Origin of the sequence: Burkholderia sp. BCC0419, from assembly GCF_902830285.1 — a bacterium.
Lineage (GTDB): Bacteria > Pseudomonadota > Gammaproteobacteria > Burkholderiales > Burkholderiaceae > Burkholderia.
This window is the reverse complement of sequence record NZ_CADESR010000003.1, coordinates 619786-644768: the sequence shown is the minus strand read 5'-3', so window position 1 is coordinate 644768 and position 24983 is coordinate 619786. Positions and strand designations below refer to the sequence as shown.

Here is a 24983-nt window from a genome sequence, read left to right as displayed (position 1 = left end):
TCGAACGACCCATACAAGGCGTGCCCATGAGCCAGACCGTTGTCGATTCCACTACCGACCATTCCGATCCTTCCTGTTGTTCCCCCACTGACTTTCGCGCGCAGCTCGTCGCGCTGATCGCCGAGCTGCTCGACGAATCCGTCGACGAGATCGCGTCGCTCGACGATGACGAAGACCTGCTGAGCTGCGGCCTCGATTCGATCCGGTTGATGTATCTGCAGACGCGCGTGAACCGGCTCGGCTACGCGCTGACGTTCGACGCGTTTGCGCGCATGCCGACGCTCGGCGCTTGGGTCGCGTTGCTGGTGAATGCGCCGCGTATCGCTCGGGCGGAAGCCGGCGTCGCTGCCGAAGCGGTCGACGAGGTCGACGTGCATGCGCCGTTCGAGTTGTCCGCGGTGCAGCAGGCGTACTGGCTCGGCCGCGGCGATGGCGAGGTGCTCGGCAACGTGAGCTGCCACGCGTTTCTCGAATTCCGCAGCCGCGCGATCGATCCCGTTCGTCTCGACATGGCATGCCGGCGCGTGCGCGAGCGTCATCCGATGCTGCGCGCGCGTTTCGACGGCGGCCGCCAGCAGATCGTCGCGGCGCCGGATGCGCCTGTGTTCGCGCACGCGGACTGGCGCGACCGGACGGCGGCCGATGCGGAAACCGAATGGGCGTCGCTGCGCGCGTTCCGTTCGCACGAATGTCTCGACGTCGAGCACGCGCAAGTGTTCATGATGGGGCTCGTGCAGATGCCCGGCGGCGAGGATCGCGTGTGGCTCAGTGTCGACCTGCTCGCGGCCGATGTGGACAGCGTGCGGCTGCTGATGCAGGAGATCGGCGTCGCCTATGCCGAGCCGTCGGCGTTGCTCGCTGCGCCGTCGACGTGGTTCCCAGTCTGGCTCGCGCGTCGCGCAGCCGAGACGCGCGATGCACGGGCCGCGGCGCGCGATGCATGGCAGGCGCGGCTCGCGACGCTGCCGGAAGGGCCGGCGCTGCCGCTCGCCCGTGCGCCGGAAACGATACGCGCGCCGCGTTTCAGCCGCGTCGCGCATACGCTGAGCACGGACGAACTGGCGCGTCTGCAGGCGCGGGCCGCGCAGCATGGCGTCACGCTGTCGTCGGTGTTCGGCGCGGCGTTCGCGGCGGTGCTCGCGCGCTGGAGCGGCCGGCATGCGTTCCTGCTCAACGTGCCGCTGTTCGACCGGCACGGCGATGCGCCCGACCTGGGACGCGTGATCGCTGACTTCACGACGCTGCTGCTCGTCGAATGCGACGTGCACGCCGAGGCGAGCGCGGCCGACGCGGTGCGCGCATTCCAGCAGCGGCTGCATGGTGCGATCGCGCACGCCGCGTATCCGGCGCTCGACGTGCTGCGCGATGCGCGTCGGCAGGGCACGCCGCGCGCGGCGCCGGTCGTGTTCTCGTGCAATCTCGGCGACGCGCCGTTCGTGCCCGATGCGTTCGCGCAGGTATTCGGCGCGCTGCACGACATGATTTCGCAGACGCCGCAGGTGTGGCTCGATCACCAGCTCTATCGCGTGCCGGGCGGCGCGCTGCTCGCATGGGACAGCGTCGACGGTTTGTTCCCGGACGGGATGATCGACGCGATGTTCGGCGCGTATGTCGCGTTCGTGCAGGCGCTGTGCGATCGCGACTGGCGGTTGCCGATCGCGGTCGAGCTGCCGTCCGCGCAGCGGCGCGTGCGCGATACGCTCAACGCGTTGCCGGCCCCCGGCCGCGCGCGCACGCTGCATCATGGCTTCTTCACGCTGGCCGCACACGAGCCGGCCGCCGTGGCACTGCGATGCGGCGATCGCGCGGTGACGCGCGGCGAGCTGGCCGCGCAGGCGCTCGCGATCGCGGGTGGGTTGCGGGCGGCCGGGATCGGGCACGGCGACGCCGTCGAGATCAGCCTGCCGCGCGGGGTCGCGCAGGTCGCGGCCGTGTTCGGCGTGCTGGCGGCTGGCGCGTGCTACGTGCCGCTCGACATCGCGCAGCCGGTCGCACGCAAGGCGCTGATCGAGCGTGCGGCGGGCGTGAAGGCCGTGATCGGCGACACCGCGTGCGCGGACGGGCCGCTGCCGCATGTCGGCATCGCCGCGCTGCTGCGGCATGCGCCGCTGGCCGCGCCGCTCGCGGTCGCGCCGCAGGCGACGGCCTACGTGATCTACACGTCCGGTTCGACGGGCGTGCCGAAGGGCGTCGAGATGACGCACGCGGCGGCGATCAACACGATCGACGCGATCGATGCGCTGCTCGGCGTGCGCGCGGACGACCGGCTGCTCGCGGTGTCGGCGCTCGATTTCGACCTGTCGGTGTACGACCTGTTCGGTGCGCTGGGCGCCGGCGCGGAACTCGTGCTGCCGACGCAGGATGAAGCGCGCGATGCGGCGCGCTGGATCGAACTGATCGCGCAGCACCGCGTGACGCTGTGGAACTCGGCGCCCGCGCTGCTGGAAATGGCGCTGGCCGTGCCGGCGGCGAGCGACGCGTGCCGCAGCGTGCGCGCGGCGCTGCTGTCCGGCGACTGGATCGCGCTCGACCTGCCGGCGCGCCTGCGCGCCCGCTGCGGCGATGCCTGTGCGTTCCACGCGCTCGGCGGCGCGACCGAGGCCGGCATCTGGTCGAACGTGCAGACGGTGCGCGACGTGCCGCCGCACTGGCGTTCGATTCCGTACGGCCGGCCGTTGCCGGGGCAGGCGTATCGCGTCGTCGATGGCGACGGGCGCGATGCGCCCGATTACGTGCCGGGCGAATTGCTGATCGGCGGCGACAGTCTTGCGCGCGGCTACCGGAACGATCCCGAGCTGACCGCGCAGCGCTTCATGCAGCACGCGTCGGGCCGCTGGTATCGCACCGGCGATCGCGGCCGCTACTGGCCGGACGGGACGCTCGAATTCCTCGGGCGCGAGGATCGGCAGGTGAAGGTGCGCGGGCACCGGATCGAACTCGGCGAGATCGAGGCGGCGCTGGCCGCGCATCCGCAGATCGACGGCGCGTGTGCGAACGTCGTCCAAGGCGAGGCCGCGCGCATCGTCGCGGCGTTCGTGCCGGCCGATTGCGCGGCGGACACCGCGCAATCGTCGCTTGCGGAGGCCGGCATGGCCGACACGATGCCCGCGGAAGCGGCCGTCGCGCGCGCGGTTGCCGGCCGGCTGCTCGATGGCGACGCGGGCTTGCCGCCGTCGCTGTATGCGCATTGGCACGCGAAGGGCGACGCATCGATCGCCATCGACGATGCGCTCGATCGGCTCGACTGGCAGGCAACCGATCTCGACGATCTGACGGCGGCGCTGTGCGCGCTCGCCGCCGATCCGGATACCGCCGCGCAGCGCGTGTCGCTGGACCCGTGCGTGGCGCCGCTCGCGTTCGCGACGCGTTTGCCGGACGGCGCCCGCGCGCTGCGCGAATTCGCCGCCGCGCTGGACGCGCAGGCCGCGGCACACGCAGGTGCGTTGCGCGTCGCGGTGCTCGATGCGCGTGCGGGCCAAGCGCTCGATGCGGGGCTCGGCGTGCTCGACGATCCGCGTTTCGACGTGACGCTGTTCGACGTGTCGCCGGGCCTGCTGCACAACGCCCAGGCACGCTTCACGCGAACGATGCCCGCGCTTCAGACGATGCAGGACGGCTTGCTGCCGGCGCGTCATTTCGGCGCATTCGATTGCGTGATCAGTTTCGCGGCGGTGCACCTGCGCGACGATCCGCGCGACACGTTCCGGATCGCGGCCGCACTGCTCGCGCGGGACGGCCGCCTGCTGCTCGCCGACGTGCTGCGCGATTCGCCGCTGCGCGAACTCGTCGCGAGCGTCGCGGGCGATGCGTCGCTGCCGCGGCCGTTCGCCGACGATGCGCTCGCGGCGGCCGCTCACGCATGCGGCTTTGCGCTCGATGCACGGAGCTGGCGCTCGGCGGCGTTCGCCTGCATCGATGCGCGGAGGGTCGGCGAGCCGATCGCGCAGGCGGCGCTGGCCGACTGGCTGCGCGACCGGTTGCCCGACGCGATGCGCCCCGATGCGCTGTGGTGCGTGCCGCGCTGGCCGCTCAACGCGAACGGCAAGATCGACCGCCGGACAGTCGGGGATACGCTCGCGCGCGCACTCGGCGACGCACCGGCCGCCCACGACGCGTTCGTGCCCGTCGGCGAACGGCACGCGATATTGCTCGCCTGCTGGGAACAGGCGCTCGGCCGCGCGGCGAACGTGCGTGACACGACGTTCTTCGCGCTCGGCGGCGACAGCCTGCTCGCGACGCGCCTGCTCGCGCAACTGCGCGAGCGGCTCGGCGTGCGGATCGGGATGGCCGCGTTCTACCGGCAGCCGACGCTGGCCGGTCTCGCGGCGCAGCTCGACGAACTGACGCCGGCGGCGCCCGTCGATGGCGACGCATCGGTCGCGACGATCGAGGAGGGCGTGCTGTGAGCTTCGACGACGTGCTCGATCTCTGCCGCGAACGACGGATCGAACTGTGGTGCGACGACGGCGGCCAGTTGCGCTATCGCGCGCCGGCCGGCGCGCTCGATGCGGATCTCGCCGCGCGCATCAAGGCTGAACGCGACGCGTTCGTCCGTTTCCTTCAGGACGGCGCATGGCGCAGCGATCCGGCGCACCGGCATGAACGGTTCGCGTTGACGCCGGTGCAGGCCGCGTACGTGCTCGGCCGGCACGAATCGTTCGAGTTCGGCGGCAGTGCCTGCCATCTGTACGTCGAATACGACGAACCCAGGGATCTCGACTGCGTGCGCTTCGAAGCCGCGTGGAATGCGTGCGTGGCGCGCCATCCGATGCTGCGCGCGATCGTCGAGGACAACGCATGGCAACGCGTGCTGCCCGACGTGCCGTGGCAGCCGCTCACCGTGCACGACCTGCGCGACTCAGACGCGGACGCATTCGACGCCCACCTGAACCGCGTGCGCGAGCGTCTCGACCATGCGGTGCACGCGCTCGACCGCTGGCCGGTGCTGCAGCCGGAAGTGAGCCTCGGCCCGGATGGCGCGGTGCTGCACCTGTCCGTGGATTTCACGCTGATCGACTACGCGAGCCTGCAATTGCTGCTCGCCGAATGGTGGCGTCGTTACGGCGATCCGCAATGGCAACCCGCGCCGCTCGACGCGACGTTTCGCGACTATGTGATGCATGAAGCGCAGGCCGGCACGCGTGCCGATCATGCGCGCGACAAGGCGTGGTGGCTCGCGCGCCTCGACGATCTGCCCGCGCGTCCCGATCTGCCGGTCGTGCCCGCGATGCGTACCGACGGGCGGCCGCGCTTCACGCATCGGCATGCGCGGCTCGATCGCGTGCAATGGGCCGCGCTGAGCGGCCATGCGAGCCGTTTCGGGCTGAGCGCGGCGAGCGTCGCGCTGGTCGCGTTCGCCGAGGTCGTCGGCCGCTGGAGCCAGGCGCCGGCGTTCTGCCTGAACCTGACGGTGCTGAACCGTCCGCCCGTGCATCCGCGCATCGATGCGGTGCTCGGCGATTTCACCGCACTGAGCCTGCTCGCCGTCGACGCGACGCACGGGCGCGATTTCGTCGAGCGTGCCCGCACGATCGGCGCGCGGATGTTCGACGATCTCGACCATCGCGCATTCACCGGCGTCGACGTGATGCGCGAACTCGCGCGGCGGCGCGGCAAGGACGCGGCGCTGATGCCGGTGGTGTTCACGAGCGGGATCGGCAGCGTCGGGCGCCTGCTCGGCGAACAGGCGACTCGCGCCGAACCGCCGCGCTACATGATCAGCCAGACGCCGCAGGTGTGGCTCGACTGCCAGGTGACCGACCAGTTCGGCGGGCTGGAAATCGGCTGGGACGTGCGCGACGACCTGTTTCCGGACGGCATGCCGTCCGCGATGTTCGATGCGTATGTCGCGCTGCTGGGCCGGCTGGCCGACGATGCCGAATGGTGGTCGCGTGCGGGCGATATCGTATTGCCGTCCGCGGCGCCCGTCGCCGGCGTGCATCCGGACGTGGATACGCATATCGCGGCCGGTTTCGCTGCGCAGGCGTTGCGCACGCCCGATGCGCCGGTCGTGATCGATGCGCAAGGCGCACGCACGTACCGCGAGGTCGCGCAGCATGCGGCGGCGTTGCGTACCGCGCTCGAACAGGCCGGCGTCGGCGCGGGCGATACCGTCGCGGTGCTGATGCCGAAGTGCGCGCATCAGCTCGCGGCCGTGCTCGCGATCGTCCAGGCGGGCGCCGCGTACGTCCCGGTCGACAGCCGCCAGCCGGCGCTGCGGCAGCAGGCCATTCTGCGCAATGCGCGGGTACGTGCCGTCGTCAGCGTGCAGGCGCTCGCGTTCGAGCATGAAAGTTGCGCGCGCATCGATATCGATGCATTGCCGATCGATCCGCAATGGCCGCCGCGCGCCGCGTGCGACATCGCCCCCGACGCATTGGCTTACGTGATCTACACGTCGGGTTCCACCGGTGAGCCGAAGGGTGTGATGCTGAGCCACGCGGCGGTGTGCAACACGCTCGCCGACATCAGCGCGCGGCATGCGGTCGGCGCGGGCGACGTGGTGCTGGGGCTGGCCGAACTGAGCTTCGACCTGTCCGTCTACGACTTTTTCGGCGCGACCGCGCGCGGTGCGTGCATCGTGCTGCCCGATCCGGCGCGCGGCAACGATCCGTCGCACTGGGCCGAACTGATGGTGCGCCATCGCGTGACGCTGTGGAACTCGGTGCCCGCGCAGGGGCAGATGCTGATCGACTACCTCGAAGGCGAACCGGCGCTCGACGTGCCGGGCCCGCGCCGCGTGCTGTGGTCCGGCGACTGGATTCCGGTGACGCTGCCGGCCCGCTGGTGGCGCCGCTGGCCCGACAGCGCGCTGTTCAGCCTCGGCGGCGCGACCGAAGCGTCGATCTGGTCGATCGAGCATCCGATCCGTCCGGAAGACACGCAGCTCGCGAGCATTCCGTACGGCCGCGCGCTGACCGGGCAGACGATGGAAGTGCTCGACGCACTCGGCCGTCCGTGCCCGCCGGGCGTGCGCGGCGAGATCCATATCGGCGGCGTCGGGCTCGCGACGGGCTACGCGAACGATCCCGTGCGTACGGACGAACGGTTCATTCGTCATCCGGACGGGCGCAGGCTTTACCGCACCGGCGATCTCGGGCGCGTGCGGGCCGACGGCTCGCTCGAATTCTTGGGGCGGCAGGACGATCAGGTGAAGATCCGCGGCTACCGGATCGAGCTCGCCGAGATCGACGCGGCGCTGACCGCGCATCCGCTCGTCGGCGCAGCGGCGACGATCGTGCTCGGCGACGGCGCGGAGCGCCGGCTCGCGAGCTTCGTGTCGCTGCACGGCGCGGAAGCGCCCCCGCCAGCGCAGGACGACGCGTTGCACGAGATCGCGACGCACGTGCGTACGGCGTTCGACGCCGCGCGCTGGCCCGCGCAAGCAGACGTGTCGCGTTCGGTCGCGCAACTCGAAATGGCGTGCGTGGCGTCGCTCGCCGCGTGGATCGTGCCCGCCGGCGGCTTGACGACCGACGGCTCGACCGGTTTCGCGATGCTGTGCGAGCGGCTGCGTGTGCCGGCGGCACGACGTCATCTGCTGCGCCACTGGCTCGCGATGCTGGTCGCGCACGGCGTGCTGGATGCGGACGCCGAAGAGGGCTGGCGTATGCGGCCTGATGCGAGCCGCGTCGACGCGCAAGCCTGCTGGGACGCATTCGCGCAACACGCATCGCCCGAGCTGTGGCCAGCCGTCCTCGTCGACTACTTCCGCGACAGCGCCGGATGCCTCGGCGCGCAGATCGACGGCAGCGTATCGCCGGCCGGCCTGATGTTCCCGGAAGGGGCTTCGCATATCGCCGAAGCGATGTACAGCGACGGCGAACACGCCCGCGCACTGCATCGCGGGATGGCGCAGGCCGTGCGCGCAGTGGTCGCACGCGAGCCGCAGCGCGCGTGGCGCATCCTCGAGATCGGCGCGGGCACGGCCGCCGCGACGCGCGCGATCGTCGATGCGCTCGCGCCGCTGGTCGAAGCCGGGACGTGCATTGACTATCTGTTCAGCGACGTGTCGAGCTACTTCCTCGCGGCCGCGCGTGAGCGTTTCGCTTCGTATCCGTGGATGCGCTTCGTGCGCTTCGACATGAACGCGCCATGCGACGCGCAGGGCATTGCACCGCATTCGGTCGACCTGACGATCAGCTCCGGCGCGCTGAACAATGCACGCGATACGGTTGCGCTGATCGCCGGATTGCGTGCGCTGTCGGCGCCCGACGCGTGGTGGGTGATCCAGGAACTGACGGACGAGCATCCGGAAATCAGCATCAGCCAGGGGCTGATGATGGAGACGCCGGACGACGCGCGGGCCGCATCGGCGCGGTTGTTCGTGCCGCACGCGCAGTGGCTCGAATGGCTGCAGGCGGAAGCGGGCGATCGCGCGCTCGGTTGCGTCGCGCCCGATACGCCGCTCGCCGCGCTCGGCTACGACATCCTGCTGGCCCACGTGAAGCGCGGCGCGGCGCGTATCGCGCCGGATACGCTGCTGGCGTTCGTGGCCGAGCGCGTGCCGGGCTACATGGTGCCGTCGCAACTGCGCGTGCTCGAACGTTTGCCGGTGACCGCGAACGGCAAGATCGACCGCCGTACGCTGGCCGGCATCGCCGATATCCGCGAACCGGTGCCGGCCGTGGTCCGGCCGGTCGCGACACCGGCCGCCGATCCGCTGCTGGCGCGATTGATCGGCTTGTGGGAAACCGTGCTCGATACGCGCAACGTCTCGCCGGATCAGGACTTCTTCGCCGCGGGCGGCGATTCGCTGCTGATCGCGCAGCTCGTGTCGCGGCTGCGCGGCGAGGAACCGCTCGCGCACGCGCATCCGTTCGACCGGCTGCTGCGCTGGGTGCTCGCGCAGCCGACGCCGGCCGCGTTCGCGCAATGCCTGCGCGACGCGGGCGAACAGCCGGCGAGCGCGACGCCGACGGCCGCGCCTGCCGCCTCGCGCGCGGCGCATGCGTCGGCGGTCGTCCATGCGCCGGCGCCGCGCGTGCGCGCCGACGTGCGGCCGATTCCGCTCGCGCCCGGCGACGGCGTGCCGCGCGTGATCGTGCACGAAGGGCTCGGCACCGTGCATGCCTATCGTCCGGTGCTTCCCGCGCTCGCGCGGCTCGGCCCGGTGCTCGGCTTCGCGGTGCGCGACGCGCAGGACTATCTCGACCTGCCGGTGCGGCACCTGAACGCGACGCTCGGCCGGCGTTACGCGGATGCGCTGTGGCGCAGCGGCGTGCGCGAGGTCGACGTGCTCGGCTACTGCTCGGGCGGGCTGGTCGCGCTGGAGATGGCGAAGTCGCTGGTGCAGCTCGGCGTCGCGGTGCGCACGCTCGACATCGTGTCGAGCTACCGGATTCCGTACCTGATCGAGGACGAGCGGCTCGTGCTGTTCAACTTCGCGGCGACGCTCGGGCTGCCGCTCGACGCGCTCGGTTTTCCCGAAACGTACGTGCTGGCCGACGCGCTCGCCGACGCATTGAAGGCCGACCCCGCGCGGCTCGCGCCCGGCAGCCTGCAGGCGCAGCTCGAGATCTTCGGCGATCGCTGCGAGCCGCTCGACGGGCTGCGCCGCCGCGTGTTGCGCGCGGCGGCCGGCCTGTCGATGCAGGACGAGGTCGCGCATCCGCTGCTCGACGAGCGCGAGCGGCTTTACCGGCTCTTCATGCATTCGGTGCAGGCGTGCCACTGGGCCGGCGAGGCGCCGTATGCGGGCGCGCTGCGGCTGTTCGTGCCGGAGCGCTGCAACCCGCTGATTCCGCAGCAGCGCGCGGCGCTCACCGATTACTGGACGGCGCAGGCGCTCGGCGGCATCACGGCCGTCGATATCCCCGGCGGTCATTTCGATTGCCTGAACGCCGCGTTCGTCGACACCCGCCTGAAGGAGGCACGATGAAGGTCCATCCGCTGCCGGTCGTCGTGGCCGGCTCCCGTTTCGGTCAGTTCTATGCGGCGGGCCTCGCGGCGTCCGGTTCGTATCACGTCGCCGGCATCCTCGGCCAGGGCAGCGCGCGCACGGCGGCATTGGCTGCGCGCGTCGGCGCGCCGGTGTTCGACCGCGTCGACGCGTTGCCGGACGACGTGCGCGTCGCGTGCGTCGCCGTCGGCGGCGCGGCGCGCGGCGCGGAGGGCGCCGCGCTGGCCTGCCGGCTGCTCGAACGCGGGATCGACGTCGTGATCGAGCATCCGCTGCTGCCCGACGAGTGGGACCGCGTGCTGCGCACCGCGTCGCGCCAGGGCCGCCGCTGCCTGCTCAACAGCTTCTATCCGAACCTGCCGGTCGTCGCGCGCTTCATCGCGGTCGCGCGACGGCTGCGCGAGACGAGCGCACCCGTGCATGCGGACGTGGTGTGCTCGGTGCAGGCGAGCTACGCGGCGCTCGACGTGCTCGCGGCCGCGTTGCAGGGCGTCGGGCCGTGGTCGGTCGAACCGATCGGGCCGGCGCTGTCGTCGATGCGCGAATGCGCGATGGTGCTCGCGCAAACGCCGGTGTCGCTGCGCGTGCACAACGAGATGGCGGCCGCCGACGACGGCCGGATGAGCCTGCTGTTCGGCATCACGCTGACGACGGACGCCGGCACGTGGACGCTCGCGTCGCCGCACGGCCCGCTGTGGTGGGCGCCCGCGCTGCGCGAGCCGACGATGGACGAGGACGGCCTGTTCCCGATCTTCGGCGAACCGGCCGGCGACGACATGCCGAGCCTCCAGATCTGCGACGACGCACAGGACACGTGGGGCGAGATTCACGCGCGCTGCTGGCCGCAGGCGGCCGTGCGCGCGGTCGACCGGCTCGTGTCCGGCGAAGGGCTGCAGGCGTGCAACCAGCGCAGCATCGACGTGGCGCGCGTCTGGCAGCAGTTGACGGCGCAACTCGGTTTTCCGGAGCAGCCGCCGGGCGATGCGCGCGCCGCGACGCTCGGCATGCTGCTGGAGCGTGCCGCATGAACGGATCGTTGCTTTCGATGTTGCGGCCGTTCGCGGTGCCGCTCGTCACGGCGGTGGTGTTGCAGGCGCTGGCCGGCATCGCGTCGCTCGTGCCGTGGCTCGCGCTCGCGCATCTCGCCGACGCATGGCGCGTGACGGCGCAGCTCGACGCGGCGGCGCGCGGCTGGCTCGTCGCGGCCGTGGCGGCCGGGGCGTGCTGGCTCGGCGGCCAGACGATCGCGCTGCACCTGACGCACCGCGTCGACGCCGATCTCGGCGACCGCCTGCGCAAGCGCCTCGCCGATCATCTGCAGCGTTTGCCGCTCGGCTGGTTCGCGCGTGCGGGCAGCGACCGCGTCGCGCGCCATGTCGACCAGGACGTGCGCGCGCTGCACCAGCTCGTTGCGCATGCACCGGCCGATCTCACGCAGCTCGTGGTCGTGCCGTGCGCGGCGCTCGCGTGCCTGCTTTACCTGAATCCCGCGCTGCTGGCATTCGCGCTCGTGCCGCTCGTCGCCGGTGCGGCGCTGTTCCGCTGGATGCGGTCGGCACGATTCGCACCGGCCTTCACGGCACGCAACGCGGCGCTCGAACGGCTGATGGGCGACTACGCGCAGCTCGCGCAGAACCCGGCGCTGGTGCGGCAGTATCCGGGCGCCGGCATCGAGGCGGCCGCGCTGGCGTCGGCCGGGCATTTCTCGCGCGCGTTCTCGGCGTGGGTCGGCCGCATCGGCGGTCTCGGCGCCTGCACACAGGTGCTGCTCGGCACACCGTTCCTGCTCGCGTGGGTCGTGTTTGGCGCGACGTGGCTGACGGCCGGCCAGTTGCCGGTCGGCACGCTGTGTGCGTTTGCGCTGCTGATCTGGGCGGTCGCGGCGCCGGTGCGCGCGCTGGGCCACGGCGCCGATGCGTTGCGCGAGGCGCGCGCGGCCGCCGCGCGGCTCGATGCGTTGCTCGCGCAGCCGGGCCTGCAAGAACCCGTCGACGGCGCGGTACAGGTGCCGCGCGATGCGTCGGTCGAACTGCGCGGCGTGCAGGTCGACATCGACGGCGAGCCGATCCTGCGCGACATCGACGCGACGATCGCGGCCGGCACGACCACCGCGATCGTCGGGCCGTCGGGCGCGGGCAAGAGCACGCTGCTGATGCTGCTCGCGCGCTTCATGGATCCGGATCGCGGCACGGTGCGGCTCGGCGGCGCCGATCTGCGGCTGCTCGCATCGGAGACGCGCCGCGAACAGGTCGCGATGGTGTTCCAGCAGGCCACCGCGCTCGACGACGTGTCGATTGCCGCGAACATCGCGCTGTACCGGCCCGATGCCGATCGCGACGCGATTCGCGCCGCCGCGCGCGCGGCCTGTCTCGACGCACGCATCGACGCGTTGCCGGGCGGCTACGACTGCGTGTGCGGGCGCGACGTGCGCCTGTCCGGCGGCGAACTGCAGCGGCTGTCGATTGCGCGTGCGCTGCTGTCGCGCGCGCCGTTGCTGCTGCTCGACGAACCGGCGTCGGCGCTCGATCCGCAAACCGGGCGCGCGTTGCGCAATGCGCTGCGCGCCGACACGCGTACGCGCGTGATCGTCAGCCACGATCTCGACGCGATCCGGCACGCGGACCAGATTCTCGTAATGGCGCGCGGCCGCATCGTCGAACGCGGCACGCATGCGGCGCTGCTGGCCGCGCACGGGCTGTATGCGCGGCTCTGGCGTGAACGCGGCGCCGCAGGCGCGGAGGCAGCCTAATGACGCAATCGCTCAAACGTTTGCAGTGCCTGCCGCGCGACACGCGCCGCGCGCTGTGGCGCGGGATGGGCTGGGCGATGGCCGCCGCGTTGCTCGACGGCGCGTGCGGGCTGCTGCTCGTGCCGCTGATCCGCGCATGGTTCGCCGGCGCGCAGGCGGCCGTGCTGCACTGGACGGTCGTGCTCGGCGCGCTGACGCTGTGCCATGCGCTCGTGCTGTACGTCGCGCAACGCGGCGGCTATCGCGCGGGCGGCGCGCTGGCCGTCGGTCTCGTCGAACGCCTCGTGCAACACCTGCCGCGCATCGCGTCGTGGCAGACCGTGCGCGACAGTCATCCGGCCGGGTTGCTGCGCGGGCCGGTCATGCAGGCGATGGGGATTCCCGCGCATCTGCTCGGGCCGTTGATCGGCGCGGTCGTCACGCCGCTCGCGGTGGTCGCGGGGCTCGCGTGGATCGACTGGCGCATCGCGCTGTGTGTCGCGGCGGCGGCCGTGCTGCTGTTCGCGCTGCTGGAGCGCGGCGGCGCCCGCACGCTCGCATTCGAACAGGCGCGCGCCGCCGGCGATCGCGACATGGCCGTGCAGCTTCAGACCTTCGCCGCGCATCAGGGCTTGCTGCGCTTCGCGGGCCGGGAGGGCGACGCGCGCGCGGCGCTGCAGCGCGCGTTCGACGAACAGCATCGCCGCACGCGTGCATTGATGCGGCGCTCGCTGCCGCTCGAACTCGGCTTCGCGGGCGCGGTGCAGGGCGTGTTCGTCGCGATGCTGATCGGCGGCGCGTGGGCCGTCGCGGCCGGCCGGCTTGACCCGGCGACGGCCGTTGCGGTGCTCGTGCTGCTCGTGCGCTTCATCGAGCCGCTCGCCCAGCTCACGCAGCTCGACCAGGCGTTGCGCGGCGGCTGGCGCGCGCTCGACACGGTGCTCGCGGTGCTGCACGCGCCGCGTTTCGACAGCCCCGAGCGCGGCACGCCGGTACACGACGCGAGTGTCGACGCGGTGCGCGTCGGCTATCGGTCGGCCAGCGGCGCGACGCTGCTCGACGGGATCGACCTGCATTGCCCGGCGGGCGGCTTCGTCGCGATCGTCGGCCCCACGGGCGCGGGCAAGAGCACGCTGCTCGGCCTGCTCGCGCGGCTCGACGATCCGTGCGCCGGGCGCGTGCTGCTCGGCCGCGCCGACGTGCGGCACCTGAGCGAGGCGACGCTCGCCGCGACGCGCAACCTCGTGTTCCAGGACAACGGGCTGTTTCGCGGCAGCCTGGCGTGGAACGTGCGGATGGGGCGGCCGGATGCGACCGATGCCGAGCTGCGCGCCGCGCTGGACGCGGTAGGCCTGCTGCGCGACGCCGAGCGTTTGCCGGACGGCCTCGACACCGACGTGGGGCCGGGCGGCCAGTTACTGTCGGGCGGGCAGCGTCAGCGTGCATGCCTGGCGCGTGCGCTGCTCGCGCGGGCGCCGGTGCTGATGTTCGACGAACCGACCGCAAGCCTCGACGAACTGAGCGCGCGGCGCGTGCGCGACAGTCTCGTCGCGCTGCGCGGGCAGCGTACGCGCATCGTCGTCACGCACCAGCCGGCGCTCGCGGCGGCCGCCGACACGATCGTCGTGCTCGACGCGGGCCGCGTGCGCGCGACCGGCACGCATGCGCAACTGATCGAGGCCGATGCGTGGTACGCGACGTTCGCCCGCGCGGGGCGGCCGCACGACGAGGCGCCGCCCGCCGGCGCGGATGCGGAAACCCGTCCGGCCGAATCCGAGCACTGACGTGAACAATGCGGGCCGCCGTGCCCGGAATCGATAGGAAAAGCCTCTCGATCGAAAAATCGCCTGCCGGTTCTAATTGATAATGAGAATGATTATCAAATACGGGGGCGTGGATGCGGTACGAGGTACGGGAACCTGAGAGATCGATGATGAAGGGCGCACGCGCCGCCCGTTTCGGGCGCTGGCGTCCGTCGCTGTATCTCGGCCTGCTGATCGCCGCGCATCCGGCGGCGGCGTTCGCCGATGCGGCGCCGGCGGGCGGCACGGAAGTCCGCAAGGAAGAGGCGGCCGCCGCGCAGCCTGCCGGCGGCGAGCTGAAGGCGATTGCGGTGAATGCGTCGCGCGGTGTGGCCGACGATCCGTCGGTGGCGACGGTCGGCAAGATGCCGCTCGCGTTGCGCGAGATTCCGCAGTCGGTCAGCGTGACGACGCGCGAGCGGATCGACCAGCAGAACCTGTTCTCGCTCGACGAGGTGATGCAGCAGTCGGCCGGCGTGACCGTTCAGCCTTACGTGCTGCTCACCACCGCGTACTTCGTGCGCGGCTTCAAGGTCGATTCGTTCGAATTCGACGGCGTGCCGGTCGTGATCGGCGACATGGCGAGCGCGCCGCAGGACATCTCGGTGTACGAGCGCGTGGAAATCCTGCGCGGCGCGAACGGGCTGCTGCACGGCTCGGGCAATCCGGCCGCGACCGTCAACCTCGTGCGCAAGCGCCCGCAATACCAGTTCTCCGCGCACGCCACCGCAAGCGTCGGCAGCTGGGGCCGCTATCGCGCGGAAGCCGACATCGGCGGCCCGCTCAATGCGGCCGGCACCGTGCGCAGCCGGCTCGTCGCCGCGTACGAGGATCGCCACTTCTTCTACGACCATGCGAAGCAGGACACGCGTTCGATCTATAGTGTCACGGAAGTCGACGTGACGCGCGACACGCTGCTCACGTTCGGTGCGCAGTACCAGACGACGACGTCGGTGCCCGACATGTCCGGCGTGCCGATGGCGCGCGACGGATCGAGCCTCGGCCTGTCGCGCTCGACGTTCCTCGACACCGCGTGGGGCCGTTTCAACTGGGACACGACGCGCGCGTTCGCGTCGGTCGAGCAGAAGCTCGGCGCCGGCTGGAAGGCGAAGGTCAGCGGCGAATACCAGAGCATGCGCTCGGACCTGAAGTACGCGGGTTCGTTCGGCGCGATCGATCCGGCCACGGGCGCCGGCGGCCGGCTGACCGGCGCCGCGTACCAGTTCAGCAGCTACAGCCGCAGCCTCGATGCGAACGTGCAGGGCCCCGTGCACGCGTTCGGGCTCACGCACGACCTGCTGTTCGGCGTCACCTACGCGAACAGCAGCAGCGGGCAGATGACGGCGCCGCTGCTCGGCGACGTGGCCGGCACGCCGGTGAACGTGTACCGCTGGAACCCGAGCAGCGTGCCCGAGCCCGGCATCGGGCCGTACCAGCAATCGCAGCAGAACGACGTTTCGCAGAAGGGCGTCTACGGGCTCGGCCGCATCAAGCTCGCGGAACCGGTGACGCTCGTGCTCGGCGGCCGGATGAGCTGGTGGAACCAGGACAGCCTCGGCGCGCACTACAACACCGGCCACCAGTTCACGCCGTACGGCGGGCTGATCTGGGACTTCGCCCGCGACTGGTCGTGGTACGCGAGCTATGCGGAAGTGTTCCAGCCGCAGACCAAGTCGATGTGGGGCGGCGGCATCCTGACGCCGGTGAAGGGGCGCACCTACGAGACGGGCGTGAAGGGCGAACTGGCGGGCGGCAAGCTCGACGTGTCGCTCGCGGCGTTCCGCATCGATCTGGACAACAACCCGCAGGTTGACCTCGCGCATCCGTGCGCGGGGCCGAGCTGTTACTACGTGAACGGCGGCAGTGTGCGCAGCCAGGGCTTCGAATTCGAGGCGAACGGCCGCATCACGCCGTGGTGGAGCGTGTGGGCGAGCTACACGTACGACACGATGCGTTATGCGGACAACCTCGCGAACGCGGGTTCGTTCGCGCCGCTGCTGAACCCGCACCACCTGTTCCGGCTGTGGACCAACTACGACCTGCCGTGGCAGGAGCGGCGCTGGAGCATCGGCGGCGGCATGCAGGTGCAGAGCAGTTACTCGGCGCAGGCGAACGGCGTCTCGATGAGCCAGGGCGGCTACGCGCTCGCAAGCGTGCGGCTCGGCTACCGCTACGACAAGCACTGGAGCGCCGCGCTCAACGTCAACAACCTGTTCGACCGCAACTACTACCTGAGCCTGAGCCAGCCGGGCTGGAACAACCGTTACGGGGAACCGCGCAACGTGATGCTGACCGTGCGCGGGCAATTCTGATGGCGTCCGGCTGGGGCACGCGGGCGGCGATCGCGATCGGCGGCGTGCTGCCGGGTGCGGTCGCGCTCGCGCTCACGCTGGCCCGTCACTACCCCGACGACGGCCTGAACCGGCTCTATGCGGCCGTGTTGCTGACGCTCGCCGCGAGCGTCGCCGCGTTGCTGTGGGTGCTCGTCGCCCCCGGCTGGCGGCCGGCCGTCTGGCGCGCGGGTGTGTGGCTCGCGGTGCTCGTGCCGTGCGCGATGTTCTGGGGAGGGCACTGACATGGACGCTTCGTCGCGTTCGCGCTGGCGCGCGCTGCATCGCGGCGCCGGCGCGCTGTTCGGCGTGGTGCTGTTCGTCGTGTTGTTCAGCGGCACCTGGAGTCTCGCATTCGATTCGATGCAGGGCTGGTGGCGGCCGCCGGCGCTCGCCGTCGCGCGGCCGACGTTGCCGCTCGATGCGCTCGTCGCGCGCGCGGCGGCGCTCGGCGTGGCGTTGCACGACACGCGCATCGTGCTGCCGCGGCCGGATGATCCGGCCATCCGCTTCTGCGACGCGCGCCAGACGTGCACGCTCGCGCTCGATCCGGCGACCGGCGCGCCGCTGCCCGACGCAGGGCGGGCGACCTTGATCGTCACGCTGCACAAGACGCTGTTCGCCGGTTTCCCCGGGCGCATCTTCGTCAGCCTGTGGGGCATCGTGCTGCTCGTGCTCATCGTCGCGGGCGTCGTCGTGCATCGCAAGCGCTGGCCCGACGCGGCGCGTATCCGGCGCGGCAACGGCTTGCGTGTCGCGCTGTTCGACCTGCATGCGTGGATCGGCCTGTGGGGCACGCCGTGGCTCGTGCTGTTCGCGTTCACCGGCGCGTTGTCGGGGCTCGGCGCGCTCGGCACGGTATCGCTCGCGGGCGTCGCGTATCCGGGGCAGCCGCAGCGTGCGTTCGCCGAACTGCTCGGCGGACCGCCGCCCGTCGAGGCCGGCGGCGCGTGGCGGCATGCGCCCGATCTCGATGCGCTGCTGCGGCGCGACGCGGCGCGCAAGCCGGATTTCCGGCCGGAAGCCGTCGTGCTGCATCGCTGGGGCGATGTGAATGCGCGCGTCGAGATTGCCGGCACGACCGCGGGCCTGCCGAGCACGGCCGTGTTCGAACGCCACCTGTACCGCGCGACGGACGGGCAATGGCTCGCCGATGCCACGTCGCGCGGCCGCGGCTTCTGGCTGCGCGCGTTCATCGCGGTGCAGCCGCTGCATTTCGCGCAATACGGCTGGGTGGGGGCGGCCGGTGAGGTGCTGCGCGTGCTGCATTGCCTGATGGGGCTCGCCGCGTGTGCGCTGTGCGCAACGGGGCTGCATCTGTGGATCGAGCGGCGGCGCGCCCAGCGCGATCGTTCGGCGGACGTGCTGGCCGCCGCCGCGGTCGGCGTGTGCGGCGGGCTCGTGCTCGCGGGCGGCGCGCTGCTGTTCGCCGGCCGTGCGCTGCCCGACGGCGTGCACGTCGACCATGCGCTCGCGATGCTGTTCTGGGCCGTGTGGGGCGGCGCGATTGCGCTCGCCGCCTGTGTCGCCGATCGCGCGGCATGGCTGCGCGTCCTGATGCGCGCGGCCGGCGTCGCATACGGGCTGGCCGGCGCGGCCCATTGCGCGATCGCGCTGCTGGGCGCACGCCAACCCGTGTACTGGCCGATCGACGCGGCGCTCGTCGCATTCGGCGCATTGCTGCTGCGGGCGGCGCGCCGTCCGCGTCGCGATGCAATGCAGGCCGCGCGCGTGCCGGCCGGCGCCGAACCTTTTTAACCTCATGCAACTGGAGACTTCGATGCGCGATCTGCTCGAACACCGCCGCCTGGTCATCACGATCACGCTGCTTTACCTGTCACAGGGCATCCCGATCGGCATCGCGATGGATGCGATGCCGACGCTGCTGCGCCACGACGGCGCGCCGCTTCACGCACTCGCGTTCCTGCCGCTCGTCGGGCTGCCGTGGGTCGTGAAATTCCTGTGGGCGCCCGTCGTCGACAACCGCTGGTCGCCCCGCATCGGCCGGCGGCGCAGCTGGATGCTGCCGATGCAGACCCTCGTCGTGCTGTGCCTCGGCAGCCTCGCGCAGATCGGGATGACGGTCGCGACGGCGGGCTGGGCGGTCGGGCTGCTGGCCGTCGCGTCACTGGCGAGCGCGACGCAGGACATCGCGAACGACGGGATGGCCGCCGAGCACTTCAGCGGCGACACGCTCGCGAAGATCAACGCGATCCAGATCGCGGGCGTGATGATCGGCTTCTTCGGCGGCGGCGCCGGCACGTTGACACTGATCGGCCTGTTCGGCCAGCCAACCGCGTTTCTCGCGCTGGCGGCCGTCCCGCTCGCGAGCCTCGTCTGCGTGCTGTGGGTCTTGCCGCGCGACGCGGATTGCGCCCGCGCGCGGCCCGAACACGACGCGAGCCTCGTGCGCTTCGCGAAGCGGCCGCGTTCGTGGTCGCTGCTGTCGCTCGCGCTGCTGTCGGCAATGACCGCCGTATCGGGCTTCGGCCTGTCGAAGCTGTTTCTCAACGACGCGGGCTGGTCGCTCGACGCGATCGGGAAACTCGGGATGGCGGGCGGCGTCGTGACGGTCGTGCTCGGTTGCGGCGGCGGCGCGTGGCTCGTGAGGGCGCTCGGCCTGTGGCGCGCGTTTACGGCCGGCGTGAGCTGCGCGGGCGCGGCCGCGCTGCTGTGGTTCGCGCAGGCGAGCGGGTGGCTGCCGGTGTCGCCGTCGTGGGCGTGGCTGTGCACGGTGCTCGGCTCGCTGGCGACCGGCATCACGTCCGTGTCGATCATGACGGCCGGCATGCGTTTCGCGGGCGGCAGCGATCAGGCCGGCACCGACGTGACGGCCGTGCAGAGCACGCGCGATCTCGGCGAGCTGATCGCGTCGTCGACGATCCTGTCGCTGACCGCGAAGGTCGGTTATACGGGCGGGTTTCTCACCGGCGTCGCGCTCGCGGTGCTGGCGGCGCTGATCGCGATGAAGCTGCGGCGGCGCGAGGCGGTGTATGCGGTGAAGGGGGACGATGCGCTGGCGTCGTGACGGCTGCGCGGCCGTTGCGCGGTGCGGGGTGCGCGCCGCGCCGTACCGCGCCGCATCACGCGCGGCTCAAGTGCGGCTCAACCGCGGCTCAACCGCCGCGCAGCCAGCAATGCGATGACGAGCAGGACCGCGACATACGCGGCGACGCTCGTCCACGCGCCGCGTTGCCAGAACGCGCCGCCGACCGAACCGAGCACGCTCGACCCGGCATAGTAGGCCAGCAGATACAGCGAAGCCGCATGCCCCTTCGCGGCGCCCGCGAGCGCGCCGACCCAGCCGCTCGCGACCGAGTGGGCGACGAAGAAGCCGATCGTCACGAGCACGATGCCGACGACGATCGCGGCGAGCGAATGCGACAGCGTCAGCGCGAGGCCCGCCGCGAAGACGGCGATGCCGCTGACCAGGACCGGCGCCCGCCCGAGCCGATCGGCGAGCGCGCCGGCGCTCGATGACGACACCATCCCGAACAGGTACGCGCCGAAGATCAGCCCGCATGCGGTCGGGCTCAGGTTGAACGGCGCCGCCATGAGCCGGAACCCGGCGTAGTTGTAGATCGTCACGAACGCGCCCATCACCAGGAAGCCGATCGCGAACACGAACGGCAGGCGTGCGTGACGCAGTTGCGCGTGCCACAGCCGCAGGTGGTGACGCAGCGTCAGGTCGGTGCGTTTCACGAAGCGTCGCGAGGCCGGCAGCAGCATCACGAACGCGAGCGCCGCGAGCAGGTCGACGACGCCGATCGACAGCATCGCCGTTCGCCACGAGAAGTGCTCCTCGAGCGCGCTCATCCCGATCCGCCCGATCATGCCGCCGAACGCGGTGCCGCCGACATAGAGCCCCATCGAGAAGCCGAGCCCGTCGGCGGCGATTTCTTCGGCGAGATAGGCCATCGCCACCGCCGGCACGCCGCCCAGCGCGAAGCCTTCGAGCGCACGCCAGACCAGCAGCAGGTGCCAGTTCGGCGACCACGCAGCGAGCAGGTTGAACAGCGCGGCCAGCGTCATCGACGTGAACATCAGCCCGCGCCGCCCGACCCGTTCGGACAGCGCGCCGGCGCACAGGATCGACACCGCGAGCATCCCGGTCGACAGCGACAGCGACAGCGAACTCGACGCCGCGCCGACGTTGAACTCGCGTGCGAACGCGGGAAGCAGCGGCTGCACGCAGTACAGCAGCGAGAAGGTGGAAAAGCCGGCGAGAAAGAGCGCGAACGCGATGCGCTTGTACGCGGCCGAGCGCGGGGACACGCCGGCCGGCAGCGCATCGGACGCGGATTGTTGCGGGCCGGGCATGGATCGGGAAATCGAAGCGGAGGACATGAAGGCACTCGATGTGCGACGGAATACGCGAATTCTTGCGCACTGCCATATATATGTCCAATATATGAAAGGAACCGCAGCAATATGTTTTAACACTGGCTGACGACAGGCCAGCCCGACTCATCGCGAGGTCACGTCACGCATGGAACTCCGGCATCTGCGCTACTTTCTGGCTGTCGCGGCCGCGTCGAATTTCACGAAGGCCGCCGAAACGCTCGGCATCGGCCAGCCGCCGTTGAGCCAGCAGATCAAGGCGCTCGAGAACGAACTCGGCGTGGAGCTGTTCAAGCGGACCGCGCGCGGCGCCGAGCTGACGCTGGCGGGCGAGGTGTTCGCGGAAGAGGCGCGCCGCGTGCTCGACGATGCCGAGCGCGCGGCACGGGCGGCAAGGCGCGCCGCGCGCGGGGAAACCGGCCATTTGCGGGTGGGCTTCACCGGGACGGCCGCGTTCAATCCGAAAGTGTCGGATCTGATTCGCCGCTTTCGCGAGGCGTATCCGGAGGCGGAGCTGACGTTGCAGGAAGCGACGTCGGGCGTCCTGCTGGAGGCGCTGGAGGCCGGGCGCCTGGACGTCGCGATCGTGCGGCCGGAGCGCCGCGTCGCGGCGACGCTGCGGGTAGCCGACTGGGACGAGGAGCCGATGTTCGTCGCGCTGCCTGTCGCGCATCGGCTGGCGCAGCGGCGGCGCATCGATCTGGCGGAGCTGGCCGACGAGTCGTTCGTGCAGGTGCCGCGCACGGCCGGCGGCGCGCTGTTCGACGACATCGTCGCTGCGTGCCAGGCCGCCGGGTTCGAGCCGCGCATGGCGCAACCGGCGCCGCAGATCGCGTCCGCGGTGACGCTGGTGGCGGCCGGGCTCGGCGTGTCGGTCGTGCCGAAGGCGATTACGCAGGTGCAGGTTCCCGGGGTCGTGTACCGGCCGTTCGCGGGTAACCGGTTTCGCGCCAGGCTGGCCATTGCGTCGCGCTGCGACGAGCCGTCCGCGGTGGTGCGGAATTTTCTGTTGCTCGCGTAGCTGCAAACAAAAAACCCGCGAAGCCATGTGCTGTCGCGGGTTTCTGACCATGCTCGGAATGCGAGGAAAACGCATCTGGTGCCGACGGCGAGACTCGAACTCGCACAGCTTTCGCCACTACCCCCTCAAGATAGCGTGTCTACCAATTTCACCACGTCGGCACTGCAAGGGGCGCAATTCTAACGTCACATTTCGCATTTGTGAAGGGGGTATGACAAGGTCGTGTACGGGCACCCGATCGATCCCGGTAGAATTCGTCCGATCGACCCGACGATCACCGCAACCGCCACCCGTTTTCTCCCCGTGACCCACACTCTCGAACAACTGCAGGCCGGACAACTGTCGGGCGCGCGGCAACTCAAGCTCGCGTGCGGGCTGACCGAATTTCCGCGCGAGATCTTCGATCTGGCCGACACGCTCGAAGTCCTCGACCTGACCGGCAATGCGCTGTCCGCGCTGCCGGACGATCTGCCTCGGCTGCATCGCCTGCGCATCCTGTTCGCGTCGGGCAACCGCTTCACCGCCTTCCCCGACGTGCTCGGCGCGTGCGGCCAACTCGACATGATCGGCTTCAAGGCGAACCGGATCCGTACCGTGCCGCGCGGCGCGCTGCCGCGTGCGCTGCGCTGGCTGATCCTGACCGACAATGCAATCGGCGAACTGCCGACCGACATCGGCGACTGTGCGCGGTTGCAGAAGCTGATGCTTGCCGGCAACCAGCTGCGGGCGCTGCCCGCGGAAATGGCCGCCTGCCGCGCGCTGGAGCTGGTACGTCTGTCGGCGAACCGGCTGGACGCGTTGCCCGACTGGCTGCTGCGCCTGCCGCGTCTCGCATGGCTCGCCGTTGCCGGCAATCCGCTCGGCGCGGCGCCGGAGGCCGCGGCGTCGGCGGGGCCGGACGTCACGGAGATCGACTGGGCCGCGCTGTCATGTGAACTGAAACTGGGCGAGGGCGCGTCGGGTGTCATTTATCGCGCGCAATGGCGTGCGGACGGCCATCCGCCGCGGACGGTCGCGGTCAAGCTGTTCAAGGGCGCGGTGACGAGCGACGGCCTGCCCGATTGCGAAATGGCCGCGTGCCTGCATGCCGGCCGTCACCCGCACCTGATCCCGGTGATCGGCAAGGTGCGCGGGCATCCGGACGGCACGCACGGCCTCGTGATGGAGCAGGTCGATCCCGCGCTGACGAACCTCGCCGGGCCGCCGAGCTTCGCATCGTGCACGCGCGACGTCTATGGCGCCGATGCGACATTCGATCCGGCGCAAGCGTTGCGGATCGCGCACGGCATCGCGTCGGCGGCCGGCCATCTGCATGCGCGCGGCATCATGCATGGCGACCTGTATGCGCACAACATCCTGCACGACGGCGCGGGCGGCGCGTTGCTCGGGGATTTCGGGGCGGCGTCGCTGTACGACGTGAACGAGCGCGCGCGCGGCGCGAGGTTCGAGCGGCTCGAAGTGCGTGCGTTCGGCTATCTGCTCGGCGAACTGCTCGAGCGCTGCGAACCGCATGCCGGCGAGCTCGACGCGCTGGCGACGGCGTGCGTGAACGAGGACGTCGATGCGCGGCCGTCGTTCGACGAGGTCACGGCCGCGCTGGCCGCTCGCATGCGCTGACGGGATCGGGCCGGCTCACGCCTGCCGTGCGGTCAGCAGCTTGATGCCGAGCCCGACGAACAGCAGCCCGCTCGCGCGCTTGAGCGCGCGCACCGCGCGGCTCATGCCGACGCCGCGATGCAGGCGGCGCACGCCGGCCGAATAGACGCTGTGAACGATCACGACCGTGCAGGCGATCGTCGCGTACATCACGACGAACTGCAGCGCGAGCGGGCGGTCGTGCACGATGAACTGCGGCATGAACGCGGACAGGAAGATCATCGTCTTCGGATTGCTGCCCGACACGCACGTGCGGCGTAGCAGCGCGCTACGCGTGCAGCGCCAGATACTTCGCGATCAGCGTCATCTGCGCGGCCCAGCCCTGGTCGTTCATGTCGCGCGCCGTCGCGCGACGCGCTTCGATCAACTGGTCGAAACCCGTTTCGGTGACCGTGAGCAGCGTGCCGCCGGCCTGCGCCGCGAGCGTGAACGTCACGAGCGTCATCGGCTCGGATGTGTAATCGAAATTCGGATCGATCGCGAACGGATGCCAGCGAAACGAGAACAGTTGTTTGGGTTCTATACGATCGACGACGATTTCGAACACGGTGCCCGCATAGGGCTCCTGCGCCTTCGCGACGTCGTCGTCGACGCGGGTGGGCGTGATGCGGCCGAACAACGGCTGGCCGGCTTCGAACGGGCCGTCGAACGACACGCCGAACCACTGGCCGAATTCGCCGGAATTGCTGACGGCTGCCCAGACGCGGTCGGGGGACGCGGCGAGCAGCGTCTGTTTTTCGATGCGATCGGTTTGCTGGATCATCATGTTCTCCATGCAGGATCGAGCGTTGCAGGGCGACGCGCGCGGCCGCGCGCCATGTCTAGTCGAGCATGACCGCGTCGGGCACGTCGAGCACGAGGTCCGACGTTGCAACGGCCACGCACGGCAGCGTATAGCCGTCGGCCTTTTCCTCGCGGCTCAGCCCCGGCCATTCGATCGTGTAGCGTACGCTGCCGCTGACGATCCGGCAAAGGCAGCTTCGGCATGTGCCGTTGCGGCAGGAGCGCGGCAGCGACACGCGGGCGAACGCGGCGGCTTCGAGCACCGTCAGCGCATCGGGTGCGTCGAAGGTTGCGCCGAGCGGTTCGATGCGCACGAGGGGTGGGTGTTCTGGATCGGTCATGACTGAAGCGGGCGGCGGGTCGGCGGCAACGCGCCAAGCATACCCGAACCCGCTGGCGGACGACGGCCGCCAGCCGTGGG

The 24983-nt window shown here is 70.9% G+C and carries 15 protein-coding genes and 1 tRNA gene; 11 read left to right on the top strand and 5 right to left on the bottom strand.

Annotated features, from left to right (window positions below):
• Positions 1-26: 26 nt before the first annotated feature.
• The 9 genes from HWW87_RS21175 (at position 27) to HWW87_RS21135 (ending at position 19789) form a co-directional block, all read left to right on the top strand.
• Positions 27-4406: a non-ribosomal peptide synthetase gene (locus HWW87_RS21175; RefSeq protein WP_175821979.1), complete on the top strand. Its 4380-nt coding sequence runs from the start codon at positions 27-29 to the stop codon at positions 4404-4406.
• Positions 4403-9880: a non-ribosomal peptide synthetase gene (locus HWW87_RS21170; RefSeq protein WP_175821978.1), complete on the top strand. Its 5478-nt coding sequence runs from the start codon at positions 4403-4405 to the stop codon at positions 9878-9880. Before HWW87_RS21175 ends, HWW87_RS21170 begins: the two co-directional genes overlap by 4 nt.
• Entirely contained in the window at positions 9877-10929 is a 1053-nt protein-coding gene (locus tag HWW87_RS21165; RefSeq protein WP_175821977.1) for a Gfo/Idh/MocA family oxidoreductase, read from the top strand. The genes HWW87_RS21170 and HWW87_RS21165 overlap by 4 nt, the downstream gene beginning before the upstream one ends.
• Positions 10926-12650 (top strand): ABC transporter ATP-binding protein, encoded by a 1725-nt coding sequence (locus HWW87_RS21160; protein ID WP_175821976.1) that lies wholly within the window; start codon positions 10926-10928, stop codon positions 12648-12650. The genes HWW87_RS21165 and HWW87_RS21160 overlap by 4 nt, the downstream gene beginning before the upstream one ends.
• The gene (locus tag HWW87_RS21155; RefSeq protein ID WP_175821975.1) at positions 12650-14413 is read left to right on the top strand and encodes an ABC transporter ATP-binding protein; all 1764 of its coding nucleotides are present in this window, start codon (positions 12650-12652) and stop codon (positions 14411-14413) included. Before HWW87_RS21160 ends, HWW87_RS21155 begins: the two co-directional genes overlap by 1 nt.
• Before the next feature lie 113 nt (positions 14414-14526).
• Complete coding sequence (locus HWW87_RS21150) at positions 14527-16743, top strand: TonB-dependent siderophore receptor (RefSeq protein WP_175821974.1); 2217 nt, start codon at positions 14527-14529, stop codon at positions 16741-16743.
• Complete coding sequence (locus HWW87_RS21145; protein ID WP_175821973.1) at positions 16743-17006, top strand: hypothetical protein; 264 nt, start codon at positions 16743-16745, stop codon at positions 17004-17006. Before HWW87_RS21150 ends, HWW87_RS21145 begins: the two co-directional genes overlap by 1 nt.
• A gap of 1 nt (position 17007) precedes the next feature.
• Positions 17008-18519 (top strand): PepSY-associated TM helix domain-containing protein, encoded by a 1512-nt coding sequence (locus tag HWW87_RS21140; protein ID WP_175821972.1) that lies wholly within the window; start codon positions 17008-17010, stop codon positions 18517-18519.
• Positions 18520-18541: 22 nt separating this feature from the next.
• Positions 18542-19789, top strand: coding sequence for a RhtX/FptX family siderophore transporter (locus HWW87_RS21135; RefSeq protein ID WP_175821971.1), 1248 nt, complete (start codon positions 18542-18544; stop codon positions 19787-19789).
• Positions 19790-19866: 77 nt separating this feature from the next.
• Here the strand turns inward: HWW87_RS21135 and HWW87_RS21130 are convergent, their stop codons facing one another.
• Entirely contained in the window at positions 19867-21108 is a 1242-nt protein-coding gene (locus HWW87_RS21130) for an MFS transporter (protein WP_175821970.1), read from the bottom strand.
• A gap of 142 nt (positions 21109-21250) precedes the next feature.
• Here HWW87_RS21130 and HWW87_RS21125 point away from each other — a divergent pair, with 142 nt between their 5' ends.
• Positions 21251-22123 (top strand): LysR family transcriptional regulator, encoded by an 873-nt coding sequence (locus HWW87_RS21125; RefSeq protein ID WP_174385256.1) that lies wholly within the window; start codon positions 21251-21253, stop codon positions 22121-22123.
• A gap of 76 nt (positions 22124-22199) precedes the next feature.
• Here HWW87_RS21125 and HWW87_RS21120 read toward each other — a convergent pair.
• Positions 22200-22284 (bottom strand) — tRNA-Leu (locus HWW87_RS21120).
• Between the two features lie 142 nt (positions 22285-22426).
• Here HWW87_RS21120 and HWW87_RS21115 point away from each other — a divergent pair.
• Entirely contained in the window at positions 22427-23740 is a 1314-nt protein-coding gene (locus HWW87_RS21115) for a leucine-rich repeat-containing protein kinase family protein (RefSeq protein WP_175821969.1), read from the top strand.
• A gap of 15 nt (positions 23741-23755) precedes the next feature.
• Here the strand turns inward: HWW87_RS21115 and HWW87_RS21110 are convergent, their stop codons facing one another.
• Genes HWW87_RS21110 through HWW87_RS21100 form a run of 3 tightly spaced genes read right to left on the bottom strand, consistent with a single transcriptional unit; the run spans position 23756 to position 24903 of the window.
• Positions 23756-24067: a LysE family transporter gene (locus HWW87_RS21110; RefSeq protein ID WP_279608042.1), complete on the bottom strand. Its 312-nt coding sequence runs from the start codon at positions 24065-24067 to the stop codon at positions 23756-23758.
• On the bottom strand, positions 24048-24542 hold the full coding sequence (locus HWW87_RS21105) for an SRPBCC family protein (protein WP_175821968.1): 495 nt from the start codon (positions 24540-24542) through the stop codon (positions 24048-24050). The genes HWW87_RS21110 and HWW87_RS21105 overlap by 20 nt, the downstream gene beginning before the upstream one ends.
• A 58-nt stretch (positions 24543-24600) precedes the next feature.
• Positions 24601-24903: a 2Fe-2S iron-sulfur cluster-binding protein gene (locus HWW87_RS21100; RefSeq protein WP_175821967.1), complete on the bottom strand. Its 303-nt coding sequence runs from the start codon at positions 24901-24903 to the stop codon at positions 24601-24603.
• Positions 24904-24983: the final 80 nt, after the last annotated feature.